Annotated in this window: 17 protein-coding genes; 4 read left to right on the forward strand and 13 right to left on the reverse strand. The window is 56.2% G+C overall.

Going from position 1 to position 19,021, the window contains the following annotated elements; all coding sequences use genetic code 11:
* Positions 1-136: 136 nt before the first annotated feature.
* Positions 137-1,576, forward strand: coding sequence for an ATP-dependent RNA helicase RhlE (gene rhlE / locus MT962_RS03000; RefSeq protein WP_024555972.1), 1,440 nt, complete (start codon positions 137-139; stop codon positions 1,574-1,576).
* A 391-nt stretch (positions 1,577-1,967) separates the two neighbouring features.
* Positions 1,968-4,154 carry an ATP-dependent DNA helicase DinG gene (dinG, locus tag MT962_RS03005; RefSeq protein WP_247364516.1) on the forward strand — a complete coding sequence of 729 codons (2,187 nt, stop codon included), beginning with the start codon at positions 1,968-1,970 and terminating at the stop codon, positions 4,152-4,154.
* On the opposite strand, the gene MT962_RS03010 is transcribed toward dinG, so the two are convergent.
* The 5 genes from MT962_RS03010 to MT962_RS03030 all read right to left on the reverse strand — a co-directional run bounded on the left by MT962_RS03010 (position 4,141) and on the right by MT962_RS03030 (position 9,535).
* Positions 4,141-4,647 (reverse strand): fimbrial protein, encoded by a 507-nt coding sequence (locus MT962_RS03010; protein WP_024555974.1) that lies wholly within the window; start codon positions 4,645-4,647, stop codon positions 4,141-4,143. The genes dinG and MT962_RS03010 overlap by 14 nt on opposite strands.
* A 12-nt stretch (positions 4,648-4,659) precedes the next feature.
* Entirely contained in the window at positions 4,660-5,634 is a 975-nt protein-coding gene (locus tag MT962_RS03015; protein ID WP_081710937.1) for a fimbrial protein, read from the reverse strand.
* Between the two features lie 19 nt (positions 5,635-5,653).
* Complete coding sequence (locus MT962_RS03020) at positions 5,654-8,209, reverse strand: fimbria/pilus outer membrane usher protein (protein ID WP_247364518.1); 2,556 nt, start codon at positions 8,207-8,209, stop codon at positions 5,654-5,656.
* 57 nt (positions 8,210-8,266) lie between these two features.
* Entirely contained in the window at positions 8,267-8,932 is a 666-nt protein-coding gene (locus tag MT962_RS03025) for a molecular chaperone (RefSeq protein WP_247364525.1), read from the reverse strand.
* Positions 8,933-8,998: 66 nt separating this feature from the next.
* Entirely contained in the window at positions 8,999-9,535 is a 537-nt protein-coding gene (locus MT962_RS03030) for a fimbrial protein (RefSeq protein WP_024555978.1), read from the reverse strand.
* 331 nt (positions 9,536-9,866) lie between these two features.
* Between MT962_RS03030 and ybiB the strand changes: the two genes are divergently transcribed.
* Complete coding sequence (ybiB, locus tag MT962_RS03035) at positions 9,867-10,829, forward strand: DNA-binding protein YbiB (RefSeq protein ID WP_247364526.1); 963 nt, start codon at positions 9,867-9,869, stop codon at positions 10,827-10,829.
* A gap of 81 nt (positions 10,830-10,910) precedes the next feature.
* Here the strand turns inward: ybiB and ybiJ are convergent, their stop codons facing one another.
* From ybiJ to MT962_RS03055, 4 genes are all read right to left on the reverse strand, one after another.
* Positions 10,911-11,168, reverse strand: a complete 258-nt coding sequence (ybiJ, locus tag MT962_RS03040; RefSeq protein WP_024555980.1) for a DUF1471 family protein YbiJ — start codon at positions 11,166-11,168, stop codon at positions 10,911-10,913.
* Between the two features lie 301 nt (positions 11,169-11,469).
* Entirely contained in the window at positions 11,470-11,730 is a 261-nt protein-coding gene (locus MT962_RS03045; protein ID WP_024560686.1) for a YdgH/BhsA/McbA-like domain containing protein, read from the reverse strand.
* Between the two features lie 321 nt (positions 11,731-12,051).
* Entirely contained in the window at positions 12,052-12,318 is a 267-nt protein-coding gene (locus MT962_RS03050) for a DksA/TraR family C4-type zinc finger protein (RefSeq protein WP_024555982.1), read from the reverse strand.
* Positions 12,319-12,410: 92 nt separating this feature from the next.
* Positions 12,411-13,037 carry a flavin reductase family protein gene (locus MT962_RS03055; RefSeq protein WP_024555983.1) on the reverse strand — a complete coding sequence of 209 codons (627 nt, stop codon included), beginning with the start codon at positions 13,035-13,037 and terminating at the stop codon, positions 12,411-12,413.
* A 113-nt stretch (positions 13,038-13,150) separates the two neighbouring features.
* Here MT962_RS03055 and rlmF point away from each other — a divergent pair, with 113 nt between their 5' ends.
* Positions 13,151-14,077: a 23S rRNA (adenine(1618)-N(6))-methyltransferase RlmF gene (gene rlmF, locus MT962_RS03060; RefSeq protein ID WP_247364527.1), complete on the forward strand. Its 927-nt coding sequence runs from the start codon at positions 13,151-13,153 to the stop codon at positions 14,075-14,077.
* On the opposite strand, the gene ybiO is transcribed toward rlmF, so the two are convergent.
* From ybiO to glnH, 4 genes are all read right to left on the reverse strand, one after another.
* Positions 14,078-16,348, reverse strand: a complete 2,271-nt coding sequence (gene ybiO, locus MT962_RS03065; RefSeq protein WP_247364528.1) for a mechanosensitive channel protein — start codon at positions 16,346-16,348, stop codon at positions 14,078-14,080.
* A gap of 279 nt (positions 16,349-16,627) precedes the next feature.
* Positions 16,628-17,350, reverse strand: coding sequence for a glutamine ABC transporter ATP-binding protein GlnQ (gene glnQ, locus MT962_RS03070; protein WP_024555986.1), 723 nt, complete (start codon positions 17,348-17,350; stop codon positions 16,628-16,630).
* On the reverse strand, positions 17,347-18,006 hold the full coding sequence (gene glnP / locus MT962_RS03075; protein ID WP_024555987.1) for a glutamine ABC transporter permease GlnP: 660 nt from the start codon (positions 18,004-18,006) through the stop codon (positions 17,347-17,349). Before glnP ends, glnQ begins: the two co-directional genes overlap by 4 nt.
* Before the next feature lie 82 nt (positions 18,007-18,088).
* A complete protein-coding gene (glnH, locus tag MT962_RS03080; protein WP_024555988.1) occupies positions 18,089-18,832 on the reverse strand; it encodes a glutamine ABC transporter substrate-binding protein GlnH in 744 nt (247 codons plus the stop codon).
* Positions 18,833-19,021 lie beyond the last annotated feature (189 nt).

The raw sequence follows: 19,021 nt of genomic DNA on the forward strand, positions 1-19,021 counted from the left end.
AATTTATGCGGTACTTCACAAAAACTGCTACACTCCGGCCCTTCACGACATTGTGGTTTGTGTCCCGCTCCGGCCAGACGGCCATTCGACTCCCTGAAACTACACCCTCTGCGGTCGGGACGAGTCAGGAATAAATATGTCTTTCGATTCACTTGGTTTAAGCCAGGAAATTCTTCGCGCGGTTGCCGAACAGGGCTACCACGAACCGACCCCCATTCAGCGCCAGGCGATCCCGGTGGTGCTGTCCGGTCGCGATCTGATGGCGAGCGCCCAGACCGGCACCGGTAAAACGGCGGGCTTTACGCTGCCGCTGCTGCAGCGTCTTACCCAGAATGAACCGCACGCTAAAAGCCGCCGCCCGGTGCGCGCGCTGATCCTCACCCCGACCCGCGAGCTGGCGGCGCAGGTGGGCGAAAACGTCCGCGATTACAGTAAATACCTCAACATCCGCTCGCTGGTGGTGTTTGGCGGCGTGAGCATCAACCCGCAGATGATGAAGCTGCGCGGCGGTGTGGATGTGCTGGTGGCGACCCCGGGCCGTCTGCTTGACCTTGAACACCAGAACGCGGTGAAGCTCGACCACGTGGAAATTCTCGTGCTCGATGAAGCGGACCGCATGCTCGACATGGGCTTTATCCACGATATTCGCCGCGTGCTGGCGAAGCTGCCCGCTAAGCGTCAGAACCTGCTGTTCTCCGCTACGTTCTCCGACGACATTAAAGCGCTGGCGGAAAAGCTGCTGCACAACCCGGAAGAGGTGGAAGTGGCGCGCCGCAATACCGCCTCTGAGCAGGTTTCGCAGCAGGTGCATTTTGTTGATAAGAAGCGTAAGCGGGAGTTGCTCTCTTACCTTATCGGCAAAGAAAACTGGCAGCAGGTGCTGGTCTTTACCCGTACCAAACATGGCGCCAACCACCTTGCCGAGCAGCTCAACAAAGACGGCATTCGCTCCGCCGCCATTCACGGCAACAAGAGCCAGGGCGCGCGCACCCGGGCGCTGGCGGACTTTAAGTCCGGCGACCTGCGCGTGCTGGTGGCGACCGACATCGCCGCCCGCGGCCTGGATATTGAAGAGCTGCCGCACGTGGTGAACTACGAGCTGCCGAACGTACCGGAAGATTACGTGCACCGCATCGGCCGTACCGGCCGCGCCGCGGCGACCGGCGAAGCGCTTTCGCTGGTGTGCGTGGACGAGCATAAGCTGCTGCGGGATATCGAACGTCTGCTCAAGCGTGAAATTCCGCGCCTGGCGATCCCGGGCTTCGAGCCGGACCCGAGCATCAAAGCGGAGCCTATCGTCAACGGTCGCCAGCAGCAGCGCGGCGGTCGGGGGCAGGGCGGCGGTCGCGGTCAGCCGCAGCGCCGTGAAGGCGGAGAAAACGCCAAACCGGCAGGCGAACGTGCACGTCGTCCGCAGGGTGAAAGCGCAAAGCCCGCTGGCGAGCGCCCGCGCCGTCAGGGCGCTGAAGGCAAGCCCGCAGGCGATCGTCCGCGTCGCCTGGGTGACAACGGCGCGCGTACTGGCGGTGAAGGCGCTCGTCGTCGCCGCGCGCCGCGCAAACCGTCCGGCGAGTAAAGCGTTAAGGGCTGGTTAACCCGGCCGACAGTCAAAAGGTGGGTGCGCATCGCGCATCCACCTTTTTTGCATCTGGGGATAAGGGGAATGATCTGCGCAGAGGCGGGTGGTGCTTCGCTGACCCACCTTACGGAACAACCAATCCACAACCCAACACTAACGGTGAGGTGAGGGTTTTTCCCTGCGGCTGCTTTTCTGCCGCGAGCCGGGATGGTTAAGGGGGCGGCGGCGAACGTAACCTTTCACCGCCCTCATATATTCCCCTCACCCCAGCCCTCTGCGCAGAGAAGTAGAATGAAAACCCACGCTTTCGGCACCAATAAAAAAGGGTTCAGCCGTGGGCGAAAAAGTGCCACAATAGTGGCTGTTTATACAGTATCTGGTTTCCCCGATGGCCCTCTCTGGCACGCAAAAAACGCAAATCGCCGCCTGGTATAAGGCGCTACAGCAGCAGATCCCGGACTTTATTCCGCGCCCACCGCAGCGGCAGATGATTGCCGAAGTGGCGAAAACCCTCGGCGGCGATGAGGGGCGGCATCTGGCGATTGAAGCGCCCACCGGCGTCGGGAAAACCCTCTCTTATCTTATCCCTGGCATTGCCATCGCTCGCGACGAGCAAAAAACGCTGGTGGTGAGCACGGCGAACGTGGCGCTGCAGGATCAAATCTACAGCAAAGACTTGCCGCTGCTGCGCAAAATCATCCCGGAGCTGAAATTTACCGCCGCCTTCGGTCGCGGGCGTTACGTCTGTCCGCGCAACCTCGCCGCGCTCTCCACCGATACCGCCGCCCAGGGAGACCTGCTGGCGTTTCTCGACGACGAGCTGACGCCGAACAGCAAAGAGGAGCAGCAGCGCTGCGCGAAGCTTAAGGCGGACCTTGACAGCTACAAGTGGGACGGCCTGCGCGACCACACCGACCAGGCTATTGATGACAGCCTGTGGGCGCGCCTCAGCACCGATAAAGCGAGCTGCCTTAACCGCAACTGCCACTACTACCGGGAGTGCCCGTTCTTCGTGGCGCGCCGTGAAATTCAGGAGGCGGAGGTGGTGGTGGCCAACCACGCGCTGGTGATGGCGGCGATGGAGAGCGAATCGGTATTGCCGGAGCCGAAAAACCTGCTGCTGGTGCTGGACGAAGGCCACCATCTGCCGGATGTCGCCCGCGACGCGCTGGAGATGAGCGCGGAAATCACTGCCCCCTGGAACCGTCTGCAGCTCGATCTTTTCTGCAAGCTTATCGCCACCTGCATGGATCAATTTCGCCCAAAAACCGTGCCGCCGCTGGCCGTGCCGGAGCGTCTCGCGGACCATTGCGAACAGGTCTATGAGCTTATCGCTTCACTCAATCGTATCCTCGCGCTTTATTTGCCGCCGGGCGAAGAGAGCGAGTTCCGCTTCCCGATGGGCGAGCTGCCCGAAGAGGTGATGGTGATTTGCCAGCAGCTGGCGAAGCTCACCGACACGCTGCGCGGTCTTGCCGAGCTGTTTTTAAACGATCTGAGCGAAAAAACCGGCAGTCATGACATTGTGCGCCTGCATCGGGTGCTGTTGCAGATGAACCGGGCGCTCGGACACTTTGAAGCGCAAAGCAAGCTGTGGCGGCTCTCCGCGATGGCGCAGGCTTCCGGCGCGCCGGTCACGAAATGGGTGACGCGCGAAACCCGGGAAGGGCAGCCGCACATTTTCTTCCACTGTGTTGGTATTCGCGTCAGCGATCAGCTGGAAAAGCTTATCTGGCGGCAGGTGCCGCATGTGATAGTGACTTCCGCCACGCTGCGTTCGCTTAACAGCTTTAATCGGTTGCAGGAAATGAGCGGGCTCAAAGAGAAAGCGGGCGACAGGTTTGTGAGCCTTGACTCGCCGTTTAATCATATTGAGCAGGGAAAAATCGTTATTCCGCGGCTGAAGCATGAACCGCTGATGGAGCACGAGGCGCTGCATCTCGCCGAGATGGCCGCCTTTTTCCGTGCCGAACTGGCGAAGGGCGAGCATAAAGGGATGCTGGTGCTGTTCGCCAGCAACCGCGCCATGCAGACGTTTCTTTCTTACGTGACCGACCTGCGCCTGACGCTGCTGGTGCGGGGCGATCAGCCGCGCTACCGGCTGGTGGAGCTGCACCGCAAACGGGTGGAGCAGGGCGAGACCAGCGTGCTGGTAGGGCTGCAATCTTTCGCTGAAGGGCTCGATTTAAAAGGCGAGCTGCTAAGCCAGGTGCACATCCATAAAATCGCCTTCCCGCCGGTAGACAGCCCGGTGGTCGTGACGGAAGGCGAGTGGTTAAAAAGCCTCAACCGCTACCCCTTTGAAGTGCAAAGCCTGCCTGCCGCCTCGTTTAACCTGATTCAGCAGGTCGGCAGGCTTATTCGCAGCCACGCCTGCTGGGGCGAGGTGGTGATTTATGACCGCCGTCTGCTGACGAAAAGCTACGGCAAGCGCCTGCTGGACGCGCTGCCGGTCTTCCCCATTGAACAGCCTGAAGCGCCGGAAGCGGTTAAAAAGCCGCGCCCCGTGCAGAGCGCGAGTGGCGGAAAGCGTAAAAACAGCATTGCCAGGCGACGCGGCGCTACTCGTAAGTAAAGGTCACCTGCACCACGCTTGTGAAGGTGCCAGCCGTGGCATTCCCGGTGGTAGCGACATAACGTGCGGCGAGGGGAAGCGTCACAGTGCCGTCGCTGCTGTTCACCGGGGTGGCGATTTCACTTCCTGCGCTGAGCGTCTTACTGTGGTCACCCGTACTGAGCTCAAGGCCCACGCCCGTACCCGTGCCGGTACTGGCGAAATAGTTCGGCGCATCCGCATCCGCTACGCCGTTAAAGGTACTGGTGACCTGGGTTATGGATGCCGGACAATTTGAAAGCGACATCTGAAAATCCACCCATTCTCCCGTTGCGCCCACCTGGCGAAATTGTCCTGACGTTGCCTTGCCCATATTTACACTGGCGTTTTGGCTGCCGCTGTCCACCACGCAGGTTGAACCAAGAATATTGCCGGTCACTCTGATTGCTACCGAATCGGCGCAGGCGTAATGGGCGGCGCAAGGCAATAAAAAAAGAAGTAATAATTTTTTCATGTATGCTCAAACCTATTGATACGCGATGGTAATAATCACTGCCGCATTGGCGCTGCCTGGCGTGACATCGTGAGACGTCTGGTAATAACGAATGCCGGCCGGCAGGGTCAGCCTTTTATCGGTAAGCGACAGCGGCGGATAGTAGCCACTAAAATAATTTATCGTCGCGTTATTAACCTGCATTTGGATACCTATACCTGTGGCGCTGTCAGGCGTATCGTCGAGTTTCATTACATCCTGCTGGCCATTCATAATCCCTTCTGCGCCTGTAATGCGATACTGAATCATGGTGTCCCTATCACAGCTAATATTCACGTCAAAGTTATGCCATGGCGTCGCAGTGCCTGGTCCGGTAAATTGTGAAGCAGGGATATCGCCTAAATTTACCACTAAGCTTTTGGGATCAACGGAACAGGAAACCGTATTCGGAGACAAATAAACGTTGTAATAAGCTGTACTGTTATTGGCAATTTTTTCCGCGTTGTAAATTTTAAAGACAAAGCTGCTGTTGGCGCTGTTTAAATTGCCTTCGCCTATTTGTTCTGCGGTTTTTACCAGCGCCAGATTGGTTGTTGCCATAAAAGATTTATTACTGTCGAGTTTATAAATAGGGGTGTTTCTCGAGTCGCAGTTTTCGCCTTTCCCTGTAACGCGTTTCCATTGATCGTTATAAAGAGTAACGCCAATACCGGCAATGCCCGTGGCATAAACACCCGGCATTCCGGGCACCTCTTCGCCTGAGCCGTTAAAACAGGCGATAAGAATTTCACCGCTGCGGTCGGTTGTGCAACTCACGTTAAAATTTACTGCTCTTTCCGTCCCCGCTATGACATCCCCAATTTCGGTAGAAGTTGAGATTGTTAAATTATAGATACCCTGGGACATAGGCAGTTGCCTGGTGCTGCAGGCCGCGTTGGCGTGCGGAATAAATAATAGTGAGCTCGCCAGTAAACACAGGGAGAAAAAGTAGCGGATAAATTTCATCATGACTCTCCGGCGCCGTTAATTAAGAACATTGCGCAGTGACGGTAATAACAGGGCTGCCCTGAGTTTTCTCCGGCAGATGATAATGTGCGCTGCAATGTTGGTTGTCCGCGGTGCCCCATGAGGCGGTTAACAACGCGTCTGGTTTAATCCCGGTCAGGTAAACCTGGCCTTCATCGCCAACAATAGCAGCTTCGTTTTGCTCGCCGTTCTCCACGGAAGCGCCAAACGGCACGGGATGACCGTCGGCGCGCAGCAGCGTCATCAGCACCCGGTTGCCTACACGCGTATCGAAGCTGGCGCGCACCACCGCTCCCCTTGTGGGGGTTACGGTTTGCGCGGCATGGGTGACGTCCGCCCCGTCAGGCAGCGTCTCGGTATTCAGCGCAATGGTGTTGCGCCGCCAGGGGCTGGCGTAGGGCACAATGGCATAACCGCGATAATCCGTTTTGACGCCGCTCTGGTTAGCAATCGCGGTGCCGCTGGCGCCTGGCGCTTCCACCAGGGCGAAGGTTTCTCCCAGCGGCTGCCCGAGCGTGACGCCATGGCGATGCGCGACGAGGCCGCCGCTCACGCCGTAGTTGATCTGCCGCTGGGTTTGATCCTGGGAGTAGCCGGCGTTCAGTTCGCCGTAAGTTCCGCGATAGTCGGCGTTCAGGCTGGTGGCGTTGCTGCTGCCGTCATGGCTTATGCTCTGCTGAACCCCCCAGTTCAGGTTATTATCGGCAAGCGCCGAGCCGTTCAGCCCCAACGTTTGCGCGCTGCCTTCTTTACTGCTGTTCAGGCTATAGCTGGCCCAGGTATTGCTCATCCAGCCATCTAACGGGACCGATACATTCAGTGAGATGATTTGCTCATTGTTTTTGGCCGTGCTGTCATCATTGAGCAGCTGCGTATTCTGGCTGAGGCTATAGTTGAAGCCGAAGCTGATGCCGTGCCAGCTGTTGCTGTAGCCAGCCCCGAGCGAGGTTTGCGTCTGCTGGTCCCAGTATTGTTCTTTCACCAGGCTCAGATTCAGCGACCCCAGCGTTTCGCCGAGCTCCTGATTAAGCGTTATCTCCTGGCGGCTTCGCCGTCTGTCAGGCGTATTCCACTGGTCGTCGCTGCGGTAGGAATCCAGGGTCTCCTGAAGCGTATAAAATCCTGAGGTATTGTAGCGATAACCCGCGACAGCCAGAGACGTGCCAGTGCTGGCGATATCTTTGCTATAGCGCATGCGCCATGAGCGTCCGTTCTGCGCTTCATCATGGAAGGGCTGCGACTGCGCCGAGATGAGATCGACGGAAAACGCGCCCCAGTCCCCCAGGTTTTTACCCACACCCAGCGCCAGCGCCCGATAATATTTGCTGTACTGAATGCCACCATAGGCGGTAAAACCACGCGGCAATCCATAGATGGTTGCCCCTTGCACAAACGGCGTTTCGGCAACCTCCTCGTCATAAGAGCGATATTTGCCCCCCGTCAGGCTGTATTTCAGATGGCCTTCACGCTGCAATACCGGTACGGATGCGTAGGGCACGACGAAATGCTGCTCGCTGCCGTCGGTTTCTTTGACGGTAACGCTAAGATCGCCGCTGCTGCCGGACGGATAAAGGTCATCTATTTCAAACGCACCGGGCGCTACGGTGTTCTGATAAATCACGTAACCGTTCTGGCGAATCGTTACCTGCGCATTGCTGTTGGCTATGCCGCGCACCACAGGGGCGTAGCCGCGCAGGCTGTCCGGCAGCATGTCATCATCCGAGGCAACCTGGGCGCCGGTGAAAGGAATGCTGTCAAACACATCGGCAGGCGAACTGCTCTGGCCCAGCACCAGTTCGCTGCCGAGCTTGCGTAGGTCGCGCTGCAAATAGGTATAAACGGACGAAAAGTCGGACTGGGTATCCGCACCGCTGCTGTTACGATTCCAGGTGGAGTAGTTACGCAGTCGCCAGGGGCCAACGTTAAAGCCAGGGCGCAGGTTCAGATAAGCGCTCTCGCTGTCCGGTCTGCCTTTTTCCAGTGAATGGATGAGGCTGCTGGAATAGCTGTAATTAAGCAGCAGCGCCGTTATTCCCTCATCAAGCTCGTCCGGGGCGATGGCATCGCGCGCCGTCTGCTCCATTGCGCTTTGCGGAATACTGAGCAGAAGTTGCTGGCGGTTAGCGATAAAGGTAGCGCTGGCAGCGGGAATAACGTTGAGCGTGGCGCAGCCATTCTGCTCAGTCAATTCGCTGAATTTATCCGTCGCCACGCCAAAGCTTTTCAGCGCGCTTATGCTCAGACATGGCGCGAGAATAGCATTGCCGCTGGCATCGTTAGCCAGAAAAAAATCGACGTCCCGGCTCGCTATTTTTTGGTTATTCACCAGAATATCGACCTTATATTTCCCGGGTGAGAGGCCAGGCCCTTTTTCATAAAGAGAAAGGTCAGGTCTTTCCTGGCTATGCTCGCCATCATCAAGCAGCGCCGGGTTGAAATAATCGTCACCCCAGGCCTGCCCTGATGATACTCCCAGTGCCAGGCACTGTAAGGAGATCAACAAGGCCAGATGGCGAATGCGTATTTTGTTCATCCGTCTGCCTTTGTTGTGTGACATGATTATTCCTGAAATAAAAATTATTTCTTGTGAAGAAAATTAACTAAGGTAGTGGATTCAGAAAGCGGTTTTCCATTCTTTACTGATGTTGCCGTAGTCATTAATAATTTTCCAGGAAACTGTGTTGCTGTTAATATTGGCGGGGATATCGAATCGCGTTTCGCTTTTTGGCGCCGCATAGCCAATTTTCGGCAATTTTTTTCCGCCTAAGGTGATGGACTGAAAATTCATATAATAAGGCGTGTCGTTGTTGACTATCAGAGCATTGCCGCTTCTGCGCCATTTTAAATCTTTTGCCACCTCTTCGGGTTTGCCGTTTATAGCTGCAGGGCGGTAGATTAATTTAATCCGGGTTTTTATGGCGATCTGCAATGTATTCTGTTCTTGTTGCTTCACTGTTGACGGAATCGATTTTACGTTCAGCCAGTAAAGCGATTCCCGATCCTGCGGCAAATTTGTGCCAGTATAAATGACACGCAGAACGTTATCCTGCTTTGCATTGAGGCGAAAAAGCGGTGGCGTCACTAAAAAAGGCGCCCGGGCGCCATCGGTAGAATCAATCGAGGTCTGGATTAAATAATTAATATCATCAGAGTTAGAGACGGTGAGCGAGCTTTCTTTTTTATCGCCTGGATAAATCAGGCGGGTGCCGCCGACTACCACGCCTGCCTGAGCTGCGGTGGCGGCCATTAATAACGCTGAAACGATAAATAACTTACGCATGGTGAACTCCAGTTATTAAAATAAGGATATTAGCCACCGGGTGGTGACTAATATCCGGCGGTGAGATCAGTTATAAGTAACGGTAAAGGTCGAGGTGGAATCCGCTTTTCCAGCAGTAACGGAGGCGGCGGTCTGAATATAGCGCGCGCCAAACGCCAAATCGTTGGTTTCGGAGCCAGACTTCAGCGTGTAATCCGCAGAGGCGGTATAAAGATCAAGCGGCGAACCGGAAGAGTCAAGCAACTGAATGCCTACACCGCTTGCCACTCCGGTGCCGCTGGTTAGCGCCAGCACTTTATCGTTGTCGCTGTTTGCGGTACCGCCAAAGGTAATTGAAGCCGCAGTCGCCGTTGCCGGGCAGTTTTTCAGTTGCAGAGCGAAGCTGGTAGGCGTTGCCGCCGAGCCAACGCCGGTAAACACAGTTTTGGAAATTTTCCCTAAGTTCACCTGCAGTGGGCTGCTCAGGGTATTCACCACCTCACAAGCGGAATCAAGGATTTCACCGGTAAAGTTCACTTGGCCTTCGCCTGTAGAGACGGCGAATGCAGAGACTGAGCAGCTTGCTATCCCGGCAATGACTGTACTTAACACAATATTTTTCATCATCAATCCTGAATTAAGAAGTAAGCAGCGCCTTAAATATCTAAGGCATGAATTATTTCGCCATTAAATATGCTATTGGTGTATTAGTTGTTCAATTTATGAACTCTAAACTATTCTTTTAGTGAATAAGTAACGTGTAATTAACTTGTTAATTTTATTGATTTGGTGCTACGGCGATAAAATAAAGTGAGTATCAGGCGCTTGTAATATAAGGTTTTTACCCTGTATTGTGCGCAGAGGCAGACAAGCACGCGTCAGAGCATAAACAGCAATGGGTTACGCCGGAATAATTCACCGTATTTATATTTAGGCGATGAGAGAGGAGAGAAAAATGGACTACCGTGCGATTATCAAAGAGATCGGCCGGGGAAAGAACCACGCACGTGACCTGGACTACGAAAGCGCACGTGCTCTCTATAACTATATGCTCAACGGCGAGGTGCCGGACCTGGAAATGGGCGGCATCCTGATTGCGCTGCGCATTAAAGGCGAGGGCGAAGCTGAAATGCGCGGCTTTTATGAAGCGATGCAGCAGCACACCTGGCGCCTGACGCCGCCGGTAGCGCGTCCTATGCCTGTCGTCATCCCAAGCTATAACGGCGCGCGAAAGCAGGCGAACCTGACGCCATTGCTGGCGATGCTGCTAAGCCGGCTTGGCTTTCCGGTCGTGGTGCATGGCGTAAGCGAAGATCCGACACGGGTGCTGACGGAAACCATCTTTAACCTGATGGGCATTGAAGCAACGCATCATGCAGGCCAGGCGCAGGCGAAGCTTGAGAGCCATCGTCCTGTTTATATTCCGGTAAGCGCGCTCTGTCCGCCGCTGGAAAAACAGCTTGGCATGCGCTGGCGGCTGGGGGTGCGCAACAGCGCCCATACGCTGGCGAAACTCGCCACGCCGTTTGCTGAAGCCAGCGCGCTGCGGCTTTCCAGCGTTTCACACCCGGAATATGTTGGCCGGGTCGCCGCCTTTTTTGCCGATATCGGCGGGCGCGCGTTACTGATGCACGGCACGGAAGGCGAAGTTTATGCGAATCCGCAGCGTTGCCCGCAGATAACGTGGATTGATGAGGCGGGTGAGCGGGTGCTGTGCGAACGTCACACCCAGACCAGCGCAGAAGCCTTGCCCGCGTCGAAAGAGGCGGAGGTGACCGCGCGCTGGACCGAGCGCTGCGCCGCCGGGCTTGAGCCGGTGCCGGAAGCGATTAAAACCCAGCTTGCCTGCTGCCTTGTGGCGACGGGAGAGGCGGCGGATATGGACGCGGCGCGGGTAAAAATCAACGAGATGTTCTGATACGCATAAAAAAGCCCGCGGCAGAAGCAGCGGGCAAAAGGGTAACAACAGGGGTAATACAGAGTCAGAGTTGAGGGTAAATCAGTTGTAGATAACCGCCGTGCCGCTGAGTTTATTGTTGTTGTTGGCTGAGGTGATGCTGTAAGCCTTCGCGCCTGCCGCTTCGGCTTTGGCAGCCAGACGGGCTTCCAGACCATCAAGGGTCGTTGCGCCGGTTGCCGAGACCACGCCGATTTTATGCAAGTTCTGTGCGTCGGCAGGGTTAACGGCCTGGGCGGCAAAAGCGCTGGAAACGGTGGTCAGGAGGAGGGCGGCAGCAGCATATTTAACGGTTTTCATACTATTTTTCTCGAAGTTTATTCTGTTATGAGGACATTGTTCCGTCGATGTGTTTATTATTGACGTTGAAGGTGAAATATTAAATCGAAGAGAATTGACAGGGTTGTTCTAAAAATTTGAATTATCGTTAATATCTTTGTTAATCAATTATCTACCCCGCAAGAAAGCAGGATTTTTTCACGTCTGCGTCTCGCAAAGCGTAACAGCACGCTTCGCCCTCTCTTTTGTTAACCTAATGTGTCAGCGGTAGCTTATGCCAGACAGACGAAGCCCGCCTTGAGGCGGGCCTGGAACGTAACGATTATTTATAAATGGTGGCAGTGCCGTACATCTGATTTTCGCCGCCAGCCGATTCCACTTTATAGGCTCTGGCGCCTTCCTGGCGCGCTTTTTCCGCCAGTTTATCTTCCAGGTCGTCCAGCGACAGGGCGCCTTGTGCGGAAACGGTGCCCGCCGGGCGCAGCTGCTGGTTAGTATTGTCCAGCATTTGCGGCGCGGAGAACGCGGAAAAAGAGAGCGTGGCGAAAGCCAGACCGGCGCAGAGCGATAGCAATGTTTTCATTTTGACCTCCTCCCGGGAGAGACGAGAACACAACGTAGCTTTCTAAGTGTAGGAGGGGCTTGCATAGCCATCGGCGCAAAAAATTGATGGACTTATGCTTATTTTTTGAACGATATATCTTTAGGCAGTTTTACAAATCAATCACATACAGGTGATTGTATTGTCAGGCTTTTATCTGAACCGGTAAAAGAACAACAGCAGGCCCGGGCGTGCGCTGTAAAAGGGTTTACAGGCATTTACCTTACCCCTGAGAGCAGGGCCTGTGTTGAGACGTAAAAAGAAAGGGTAGGTTTAAGAAAGGGCGCCGTCCCGGATAGCGCGCTAACGCAGCTGGCTATCTTTCGAACCGCGGCGGTTATACGGCGAAAAGCGCTGACGGTGTTCGTCCTGCTTTTGCTGGCAGTTAACGCACAAGTGAACGCCGGGGATGGCTTTACGCCGGGCCTCGGGGATCGGCTCATCGCACATCTCACAAAATTCCAGGCTTTCGCCCTTCGGCAGATCGCGCCGCGCCCGCGCCACAGCATCTTCTATGGTGCTGTCGATTTGATCCTGCACTGCGCCGTCGTTTGCCCAACCTGAAGCCATAAGACCTCCTGAATCGTTAAGCAGAACACTAATTATAGCAAAACGAGGGGGGTTCTGCTGAGAGAAGCCCGCCGCGGCGGGCTTTAGCGCGGTTAGCGGGCGTCCGGGCGCACGAGGTCGAAGCGCTGCGCTTCGTCAATGGCGTAGTAGGCGCTGGGGCCGCCGGCGCGTAAAACCGGTTGCGCTTTTGCGGTCTGGTAGATGCCGTTTTCCAGCAGCGTTTCGTCAATGTGAACCGCCACCACTTCGCCCAGCACCAGCCACGAATCTATGGGCTCGCCATTGGCGGAGGTCAGCTGGATGCACTGCGAAAGCCGGCACTCGAAATTCACCGGGCTTTCTGCCACGCGCGGCGCTTTCACCAGACGCGACGGCGCAGCGGTTAAGCCCGCTCGCGCAAACTCATCCTCGCCCCGGGGCAGGGTGGCGGAGGTTTCGTTCATCGGCACCGCCAGCGCGCGGGTGGTCAGGTTCCAGACAAACTCTTTGGTCTCCACGATATTCTGCACGCTGTCTTTCCAGCCGCTGCTGGCGAAGCCGATGATCGGCGGACGGTAATTAAAACAGTTAAAAAAGCTGTACGGGGCCAGGTTACGTTGCCCGTCGGCGTTAAGCGAGGCAATCCAGCCGATGGGGCGAGGGCCGACGATGGCATTCAGCGGGTCGTGCGGCAGGCCGTGGCCGCGAGCAGGTTCATAGTAATAACGTTTTTCCGACATAGCGCGCTCCTGTAAACAAAAAAACTATCATAGCCGGAGAGGCAAATTTTCCCCCACTTATTTACCGCCCTGGCCGCAGCAGGTATCTTACGCGCCCACACAGGAGAAAGCCGATGAACCGTAAACCGGGCCTGCACCCCCGCAACCGTCACCACAACCGCTATGACTTCGCCGCGCTTAAGCAGAGCTGCCCGGCGCTTGCTAATTATGTGCGCCTCTCGCCGCTGGGCGAAGAGACGGTCGATTTTGCCGATCCGCAGGCGGTAAAAACGCTTAACAAGGCGCTGCTGGCCCACTTTTACGGCGTGCAGAACTGGGATATTCCTGAAGGCTTTCTCTGTCCGCCTGTACCGGGCCGGGCGGATTACATCCACCACCTGGCGGATCTGCTCGCTGAAGGTAACGGCGGGGCGGTGCCTGCGCAGGCGAGCGTGCTGGATGTCGGCGTTGGCGCGAACTGCATTTACCCGCTTATCGGCCAGCATGAGTATGGCTGGCGTTTTACCGGCAGCGAAACGCACGACGAGGCGTTTCGCAGCGCGCAGGCGATTATTGCGGCGAACCCAGGGCTGAGCCGGGCCATCCGCCTGCGCCGTCAAAAACAACCGGACGGCATCTTTGAAGGCATTATTCATAAAAACGAACTGTATGATGCCACGCTCTGCAACCCCCCGTTCCACGATTCGGCGCAAAGCGCGCAGGCGGGCAGCGAACGCAAACGCCGCAATCTTGGGCTTACGGGCGCCGACCTGAATTTCGGCGGCCAGCAGCAGGAGCTGTGGTGCGAAGGCGGCGAAGTGGCCTTCATCAGCAAAATGATTGCCGAGAGCCAACGCGTCGCCCGTCAGGTGCTGTGGTTTACCTCGCTGGTTTCGAAAGGCGATAACCTGCCCGCGCTCTATCGCGCGTTACAGCAGGCGGGAGCCGTCAAGGTCGTGAAGAAAGAGATGGCGCAGGGTCAGAAGCAGAGCCGCTTTATCGCCTGGAGTTTCCAGAACGACGCCCAGCGCGAACGCTGGGCCCAGAGCCGTTTTCGTTAATCACACTTTCGGGTCGGCAGGCGGCAGCACGCCGCCGTTGCCGCCCATGGCCGCATCCTGCGCTCTCGCCGCCTGGGCTGCATCGGGCGCAGGCTGAACCATCTGCACCGTTTGTACCGGCGGGCGCACGCCTGCGAGATCGAAGTGTTTCTTCACCATGCCGTCCAGCGCGAAGCGCACCGTCCACTGCTTAAGCGGCTGTGTGGTGAAGGTGACGCGAATGGTAAACGCGGTATTGGTCAGGCCCACGATGCCGGCAAAATTCGGCTCGCCAATCACCAGCATGCGAATGTCCTCTCTTTCCATCAACTCTTCCACGGCGGCATGCAGCGCCCGGTTGGCTTTCTCCGTGTCTTCATGCCTGTCGACATCGTAGTTCGCCACAAAAGAGCCAATACCGCGCACGAAGTTAGCGAACGTGGTGATAGAGGACCACGGAATGATGTGATAAGCGCCGGTATCCTGGCGTACCCCGACCGAGCGAATCGACATCCGCTCGACCGTACCGGTGAGCGGCCCGATGGTCACCAGGTCGCCGGTATTCATGCCGTTTTCAAACTGAATGAATATGCCGGTAATGATGTCTTTTACCAGCGTTTGCGAACCAAACGACACCGCCAGGCCGAGCGCCCCTGCGCCTGCCAGCAGCGGGGCGATATTCACGCCGATTTCTGAAAGCACAATCATCACCGTAATGGTGCTGATGATCACCGCCAGCGCGTTGCGAAACAGCGTCAGCAGCGTGCGGGTGCGGGCGCTTGGCATCGGGCGGCCATGAATGTCCGACGCCAGCCGGCTCTCAATCAGGCTCGCCAGCAGCGTCCAGCCTACGGCGGAGAAGAAGAGAATCAGCAGGATGCGGATGAGAATATCCACCGTTTTCTCGCCCGCGCCGCGCGTGATCCACTGCCAGAAATCGAACAACCCCCACGCGTTTAACAGCAGCATGACGGCCACGCAGACGGTCAGAATACGCGCCAGCTTCAGCGATACGGATAGCCAGCCGTTGATCCTCTTTTGCAGCATCGGGTAGTTGCGCTGCACTTCTGGCGACAATGTGATGGTTTTTTGCAGCCAGCGCGACAGCACGCCGGAGATGAACGCCGCCACGCTGATGATGGCGAGACTTTTCAGTGAAGCGCCCATCATAAATTTCAGGCTGTTGCCCGGGTCAAACAGCGAGAAGAAGAAGAGCACAATGAAATAAGCGCTGGCGATCCAGTGCCAGACCAGCGCAAAGGCGCGGATAAACAGGCTGAAGAAGGCGAGGGAGCGGTCCGCCAGCTGGATCAAATCATGCTGGATTTCGCGCTTATTATGGAAAATGAGCCACAGCGCCCAGAGCGTAATGGTCAGCATAATGACTACGTTCGCCAGCGCCCCTGTCTGCACGTTGATCTGCGCCGAGATAATCGGCACCGCCACCAGCAGCCCGTAACCAATCAGGCTGCTCAGGCCGCTTAAGCGCGTGTTCCAGTAGCGGGCGCTGGCGTCGCTGATGCCAAAGGGCCGCAGGGTTGGCACGCGCGGGCAAAAGATAAGCCGCAGGATGGCTTTAAAAAACTCAATAAGCGCGAACGCGTTAAGAAAAAGCCCCTGCTGGCGGGCAATGGTGCGGCTGCCGGCGTTCATCAGGTCGATAAACAATTGCCCTAAAAAGAGCGTCAGCGCCAGGAGCGCGAGGTCGATGATGAACGCCAGCACAATCATGACCGGCAGTTGAAGCCAGTTGGCGCGGTTCGTGTTCTTACGCCTTCCCCACTCGCCCATTTTGCGATAAAGCGGTATGGCGCAGGCGCGAAGCGTCCAGTAAAAAGCAAAGACCGAGACCGCCAGCATGGTGAAATGGGTGAGGGCGTTGAGAAAGGTCTTCTGATTAAAAGCCTTGTGCGGCGCGCCGGTGATGTTGCGGTAGAGCTGGGCGAAGCGGCTGGAGAATTCGCCGCCGTAGTGACGGCTCACTTCCGTTACGTTCTCCAGCACCGTTTTCTCCTCTTCCTCCTCAACCGGCGGCGTGATGGCTGGCGTGGCTTTGTTTGCAGGCGTTGTCGAGGCCTGCCGGAGCTGGCTGATTAATTCGTTACGGGATTTTTCATTCTCCAGCACGTCCGCAAGCGCAGCGTAAGCGGCTTTCTTTTTCTCCGCGTCCGGCTCCGGCGATGCGGCCTGGCTGGTGTGCGTAGAGGAAGCGGCAACGGCAGCAGCAGGCAGGCTAACCGCCTGAGCAGAAAAGCTAAAGACGCTGACGAGCAGCAACACAATCCACGGCACGGCATACTCCGGATGAGAAAGTTAGGAAGCAAAGAAGATAAGTATAGTGTTCCGGCAAACGAACCGAGGAAATGGGGAGTTTTCTGGCGCGAAACACTGCGTAACGACGCCAAAAAATTATGAACTCTGCGCGGCCCTGAGATTGCGCTTCTGCGGGGGGATAAGCGAAGCGTCGCCCGCCGTTATTACACAAAGCAAACGAAACCGGGTAAACGCGTAAGGCCTGCATCAGAAATAAAAAACCCTCTCGGATGAGAGGGTTTGCCTTAGCAGAAAACCTTACGAAACGTGCTGCAGGAACTCCTGCAAACGCGCGCTGGGCGGGTTCTCGATAAGCGCCTGCGGGTTGCCGTCTTCGGCAATGCGGCCTTTATCAATAAAGATGAGGCGCGAGGCCACCTTCTCGGCAAAGCCGATTTCGTGGGTCACGATAACCATTGTCATGCCTTCTTCCGCCAGATCCTGCATCACTTTCAGCACTTCATGGCGCAGTTCCGGGTCGAGCGCCGAGGTCGGCTCATCGAACAGCATCATCTTCGGCTTCACCGCCAGCGCACGGGCAATCGCCACGCGCTGCTGCTGGCCGCCGGAAAGTTCGGAAGGGTAGTGGTGCGCGCGCTCGGCGAGTCCCACTTTCGCCAGCAGCTCTTTCGCCAGCTTTTCCGCCTCTGCTTTAGACGCGCCACGCACGCGAACCGGGCCGAACATCACGTTCTCCAGCGCCGTCAGGTGCGGGAAGAGATAAAACTGCTGGAACACCATGCCCGCTTCCTGACGGATCAAGCGCTCGTCCACTTTCGGGTCGTTCACTTTCAGGCCATCGACGATCAGGTCGCCGCTGGTTATCTCTTCCAGCTTATTAATGCAGCGCAGCAGCGTGGATTTACCGGAGCCGGACGGCCCGATAATGACCACCACTTCACCCTGCTTAATGTTCAAATCGATATTGTGCAGCACCTGGGTTTGGCCAAAGTGCTTCGAGACATTCTTAAATTCAATCACAGGATTTTCATCCTTCTTTCCAGACGACGCAGAATAAAGCTCAGTACCAGGGTGATAATCAGGTAGATAACCGCAACGGCGCTCCAGATTTCCAGGGCGCGGAAGTTGCCGGCGATAATCTCCTGGCCCTGACGGGTCAGTTCGGCGACGCCGATAACAATAAACAGCGACGTATCTTTAATGCTGATAATCCACTGGTTGCCGAGCGGCGGCAGCATACGGCGCAGCGCCAGGGGGAGGATCACATGGCGAATCGTCTCCCGGCGGGAGAGACCCAGCGCCAGGCCCGCCTCGCGAAAGCCCTTATGGATAGAGAGCACCGCGCCGCGGGTGATTTCCGCAATATACGCCCCAGAGTTAATCATGATAGTCACTACCGCCGCCGTGAACGGATCGATGCGCAGATCGTTGAACGCCATCGGCAGGGCGAAGTAGATAAACATCACCTGCACGACAATCGGCGTGCCGCGGATCACTTCGATAAATACCAGGGCGATATGGTTGGCTATCCAGCCGCCAAAGCTGCGGGCGAAACCGGCCACCAGACCGATTATCAGACCGCCGACCAGACCGAGGACCGAAATCCACAAGGTCATTTTGGCGCCTTCAAGCAAGAGGGGAATGGCAGGCCAGATGGCGCTCCAGTCAAACTGCATGATGATTTCCTGTGTTACCGTGGTTCAAAAACAGCAGGGGCGAAAGCCGCCCCTGACTGAGTGCTTATGGCTTTAAGAATAATTATTTCGGTTCAGTGCCGAACCATTTTTTATAGATTTCGTTATAGGTGCCGTTCTCTTTCAGCGTTTTCAGCGCGCCGTTAACTTTGGTACGCAGGTCATCGCTGCCTTTCGGGAAAGCGATGCCGTACTGCTGGCCCGCCAGAGAGTCGCCTACCGCTTTAAACTGACCATTGCCAGCCGTTTTGATGAAGTAAAGGATGTTCGGCGTATCGTGCAGCACGGCGTCAGCACGGTTGGTGCCAAGCTCCATATATGCGTTGTCGATGTTCGGGAACTGACGCAGATCTTTGGTTTTAATATTCGCTTTCGCGTAGTCAACGGAACCGGTGCCGCTCTTCACCGCCACCACTTTGCCGTCGAGATCTTTAACGCTTTTTACGTCGTTATTGTTCGCTTTGACCATCACCAGCAGGCCGCTGTTGTAGTAGCCATCAGAGAAGTCGATCGCTTTTTTGCGCTCTTCAGTGATGGTGATGCCCGCCAGCGCCAGGTCTACGTTTTTGGTTTGCAGCGCCGGGATAATGCCGCTGAAATCCATCGGCTTTAAGGTGTAGTCAAGCTTCAATTCTTTCGCGATAGCGGCCCACAGGTCCACGTCGAAGCCGACATATTTGTCGCCCTGTTTGAATTCAAACGGAACGAACGCCGTATCGGTCGCCACGACCAGTTTATCCGCAGCCTGGGAAGAGACCGCGAAAGCCAGGGTAAGTGCAGCCAGTGAAACTTTAAAAACAGACTTCATAGCATTTCCTTTTTTAATCCACGGGGCGATCCCCTGCGAGACGGGTGCAGTATGAAAAAATCGTGCCAGTTTTACAACCCACTGTTTTTCCAGCTGTAAGAAAAACAAGCATTGCACCAGGAACAGAACTGGAACGATCTTTTGCACCACAATGAGGCACCAAAATAGTGCGCGACGGTCAGGTCGCAA

The sequence above is a fragment of the Franconibacter sp. IITDAS19 genome, from assembly GCF_023079515.1.
Lineage (GTDB): Bacteria > Pseudomonadota > Gammaproteobacteria > Enterobacterales > Enterobacteriaceae > Franconibacter > Franconibacter pulveris.